The sequence below is a fragment of the Ruegeria arenilitoris genome, assembly GCF_013031355.1.
Taxonomy (GTDB): Bacteria; Pseudomonadota; Alphaproteobacteria; order Rhodobacterales; family Rhodobacteraceae; genus Ruegeria; species Ruegeria arenilitoris_C.
In genome coordinates, this window is record NZ_WPZO01000024.1 from 1 (window position 1) to 4435 (window position 4435).

General features: G+C 64.3%; 3 protein-coding genes. All 3 read left to right on the forward strand.

Annotation, left to right across the window (positions count from 1 at the left end; genetic code table 11):
* Window positions 1-1083, forward strand: a 1083-nt coding sequence (gcvT, locus tag GOX63_RS23570) for a glycine cleavage system aminomethyltransferase GcvT (RefSeq protein WP_170329174.1), incomplete at its 5' end; no start/stop codon positions are given.
* Window positions 1084-1101: 18 nt separating this feature from the next.
* Window positions 1102-1467, forward strand: a complete 366-nt coding sequence (gene gcvH / locus GOX63_RS23575; RefSeq protein WP_170329176.1) for a glycine cleavage system protein GcvH — start codon at window positions 1102-1104, stop codon at window positions 1465-1467.
* A 114-nt stretch (window positions 1468-1581) separates the two neighbouring features.
* Window positions 1582-4435 (forward strand): aminomethyl-transferring glycine dehydrogenase (gene gcvP, locus GOX63_RS23580; protein WP_170329178.1); only part of this gene is annotated, 2854 nt, incomplete at its 3' end.

Consider the following 4435-nt stretch of genomic DNA (forward strand, 5'->3'; position numbering starts at 1 on the left):
AAGCGCACGCCATTGCACTCATTGCATGTTGAGTTGGGCGGTAAGATGGTTGATTTTGCTGGTTGGGAGATGCCTGTTCAGTACCCGATGGGGATCATGGGAGAGCATAAGCAGTGTCGTGAGAAGGCGGCGGTGTTTGATGTGAGCCATATGGGTCAGGTTATCCTGCGGGGCGAGAATGTGGGTGAGAAGCTGGAGGCGATCTGCCCGCAGGCCTATGCGACGCTGAAGGAAGGCAAGGCGCGGTACGGGTTTTTCACCAATGCCGAAGGCGGGATCATGGATGACCTGATCGTGTCGAACGCGGGCGATCACTACTTCGTGGTGGTGAACGCAGCGCTGCGGCATCAGGACATTCCGCATATGCAGGCCAATCTGGACGGCGTCGAAGTGACCGAGATTTTCGACCGCGCGCTGGTCGCCGTGCAAGGCCCCAAGGCCGAGGATGTGGTGGGCGACCTCTGCCCCGCCGCCCGTGACCTGAAGTTCATGGAAACCACCGTGGCCGATATCAACGGCGTCGAATGCCGCATCTCGCGTCTGGGCTATACCGGCGAGGACGGCTACGAGATCTCGATCCCCGAGGACAAGGCCATCGAGATCACCCGCGCCTTCCTGGCGCATGAGGATTGCGAACCGGCGGGTCTGGGCGCGCGCGACAGCCTGCGGCTGGAGGCCGGCCTGTGCCTTTATGGCAATGACATCGACCAGACGACCTCGCCGATCGAGGCCTCTCTGGGCTGGGCGATCCAGAAGCGCCGCAAGGAAGAAGGCGGCTTTCCGGGCGCTGAGCGTGTCCAGAAGGAGCTGGCCGAAGGCCCCGCGCGCAAGCTGGTGGGCATCAAGCCCGAAGGCCGTGCGCCCGCCCGTCAGGGTGTCGAGGTGCAATGCCTCGAGGGCAATACGATTGGTCAGATCACCTCGGGCAGCTTTGGTCCCACAGTCGGCGGTCCCGTTGCGATGGGCTACGTGAGCAAAGGCCATGGCGAGCCGGGCGAGAAGGTGAACCTGATCATCCGGGGCAAGGCGCAACCGGCCGAGATCGTGGCGCTGCCCTTCGTCACACAGAATTACAAGCGTTGAAGTCAGGAGAGAGACACAATGGCAACCTATTATTCCGAAGAGCATGAATGGCTGACCGTCGAAGGCGACACCGCCACGCTGGGCATCACTGCGCATGCCGCCGAGCAGCTGGGCGAGGTGGTCTTTGTCGAGCAGCAGGACGCGGGCGAGGAATTTGCCAAGGACGGTGAGATCGGCGTGATCGAATCCGTCAAGGCGGCATCCGAGCTCTATGCCCCGGTCGATGGCGAGATCGTCGAGGTCAACGAAGCGCTGGCCGACAACCCCGGCGCGCTGAACGAAGACCCCGAGGGCGAGGCCTGGATCTACAAGATCAAGATCGCAGACGCGTCGCAGCTGGAAGATCTGATGGACGAGGCGGGCTACAAGGCCTTCATCGGCTGAGCCTCTGCCGGGGTCCTGATCCGGGACCCCACCCGTTCGGGCCAACCCGGCCCGCATTCTACCGGAGGCCCTCGCGGCCTCCGCCCGACCTGACTTATTCATAGGAGCGCTGCAATGGCCTTCAAACTGACCGACTACGAAGCCTATGACTTTGCCAATCGCCGCCATATCGGGCCCAGCCCGACCGAGATGCGCGACATGCTCAAGGTGATCGGCTTCAAGACGCTGGACGAACTGATCGACGCCACCGTTCCCCCCGCGATCCGCCAGAAGGAACCGCTGGACTGGGGTCCGGCGATGACCGAACGCGACGCGCTCTTTCACATGCGGCAGGTGGCGGGCAAGAACAAGGTTCTGACCTCGCTGATCGGTCAGGGCTATTACGGCACCACCACCCCGGCGCCGATCCTGCGCAACATTCTGGAAAACCCGGCCTGGTACACCGCCTACACGCCCTATCAGCCCGAGATCAGCCAGGGCCGGCTTGAGGCGCTGTTGAACTTCCAGACCATGGTCAGCGACCTGACCGGGCTGGACGTGGCCAACGCCTCGCTGCTGGACGAAGCCACAGCTGCCGCCGAAGCGATGGCGATGGCCAAGCGCGGCGGGCGGTCGAAGGCCAACAACGCGGCCTTCTTCGTCGACAAGAACTGCCACCCGCAGACCATCGCGGTGATCAAAACCCGCGCCGAGCCTCTGGGCATCGACGTGCAGGTGGGCGATCCCGACAGCCTCGACGCAGGCGCGGTGTTTGGCGCGATCTTCCAGTATCCCGGCACCCACGGCCATGTGCGCGACTACACCGCCGAGATCGCGGCGCTGCACGAACACAAGGCCATTGCCATCGTGGCCGCCGACATCCTGTCGCTGGCGCTGCTGAAGTCGCCGGGTGAGATGGGCGCGGATATCGCCATCGGCTCGACCCAGCGCTTTGGCGTGCCGATGGGCTTTGGTGGCCCGCACGCCGCCTATATGGCGACCACCGACAAGCTGAAGCGGTCGATGCCCGGCCGGATCATCGGTGTGTCCATCGACAGCCGCGGCAACAAGGCGTACCGCCTGTCGCTGCAGACCCGTGAACAGCATATCCGCCGCGAGAAGGCGAACTCGAACGTCTGCACCGCACAGGCGCTGCTGGCGGTCATTGCCTCGATGTATGCAGTCTATCACGGCCCCGACGGCATCAAGGCCATCGCGCAATCGGTGCACCGCAAGACCTCGCGCCTGGCCGCCGGTCTGGAAGAGGCGGGCTTTGCCGTCGAACCCGAAGTGTTCTTCGACACCATCACCGTCGAGGTCGGCCACCTGCAGACCGTGGTGATGGAGGCTGCCGTGGCCCGTGGCGTCAACCTGCGCAAGGTGGGCGACAGCAAAGTGGGCATCAGCCTGGACGAACAGACCCGCCCCGAGACCATCGAGGCCGTCTGGGGTGCCTTCGGCATCGACCGCAAGGATGACAGCTCGAACAAGCAGTACCGCCTGCCGGATTATGCGCTGCGCGAGACGCCCTATCTGACCCACCCGATCTTCCACCAGAACCGGGCCGAGGCCGAGATCACCCGCTATATGCGCCGTCTGGCCGACCGTGACCTGGCGCTGGACCGGGCGATGATCCCGCTGGGGTCCTGCACCATGAAGCTGAACGCCACGATCGAGATGATCCCGGTCACCTGGCCCGAGTTCGGCAACCTGCATCCCTTCGTTCCCGAAGATCAGGCGCAGGGCTATCACGAGATGATCGCCGACCTGAACGACAAGCTGTGCCAGATCACCGGCTATGACGCGATCAGCCAGCAGCCCAACTCGGGCGCACAGGGCGAATACGCAGGCCTGCTGACCATCCGCAACTATCACTTCGCCCGCGGCGAAGGGCACCGCAATGTCTGCCTGATCCCGACCTCGGCGCACGGGACCAACCCGGCCTCGGCGCAGATGGTGGGCTGGCAGGTTGTGCCGGTGCAGTCGGATGAGAACGGCAATATCGATGTCGCCGACTTCCGCGCCAAGGCCGAGAAGCACAGCGATCATCTGGCCGCCTGCATGATCACCTACCCGTCCACCCATGGCGTGTTCGAGACCACCGTGCAGGAGGTCTGCCAGATCACCCATGATCACGGCGGTCAGGTCTATATCGACGGCGCCAACATGAACGCCATGGTGGGTCTGTCGCGTCCCGGTGACATTGGCGGCGACGTCAGCCACCTGAACCTGCACAAGACCTTCTGCATCCCGCATGGCGGTGGCGGCCCCGGCATGGGTCCGATCGGCGTCAAGGCGCATCTGGAAGAGCACCTGCCCGGCCACCCGGAATACGGCACCGCCGTGGGTCCGGTCTCGGCGGCGCCCTTCGGATCTCCGTCCATTCTGCCGGTCAGCTGGGCTTATGTGCTGCTGATGGGCGGCGCGGGCCTGACGCAGGCGACGAAAGTGGCGATCCTGAACGCCAACTACATCGCCGCACGTCTGAGCGAGGCCTACCCGATCCTCTACACCTCCGAGTCGGGCCGCGTGGCGCATGAATGTATCCTCGACACCCGTCCGCTGGACGCCGAGGCGCATGTCACCGTCGACGACATCGCCAAGCGTCTGGTCGATAGCGGCTTCCACGCCCCGACCATGTCCTGGCCGGTGGCGGGCACGCTGATGGTGGAACCGACCGAGTCCGAGCCGCAGGCCGAGCTGGACCGCTTCTGCGACGCCATGCTCTCGATCCGGGCCGAGGCGCAGGACATCATCGACGGCAAGATCGACGCGGAAAACAACCCGCTGAAAAACGCCCCCCACACGGTGCGCGATCTGGTCGGCGACTGGGACCGCCCCTACACCCGCGAACAGGCCTGCTTCCCGCCGGGCTCCATGGGCGTCGACAAATACTGGTCCCCCGTCAACCGCGTCGACAACGCATACGGCGACAGAAACCTCGTCTGCACATGCCCACCAATGGACGCATACCAAGACGCAGCCGAGT

What these genes read in the sequence shown, in the direction of transcription:
- gcvH (WP_170329176.1), top strand. Translation starts at nt 1,102, where the DNA reads ATGGCAACCTATTATTCCGAAGAGCATGAATGGCTGACCGTCGAAGGC.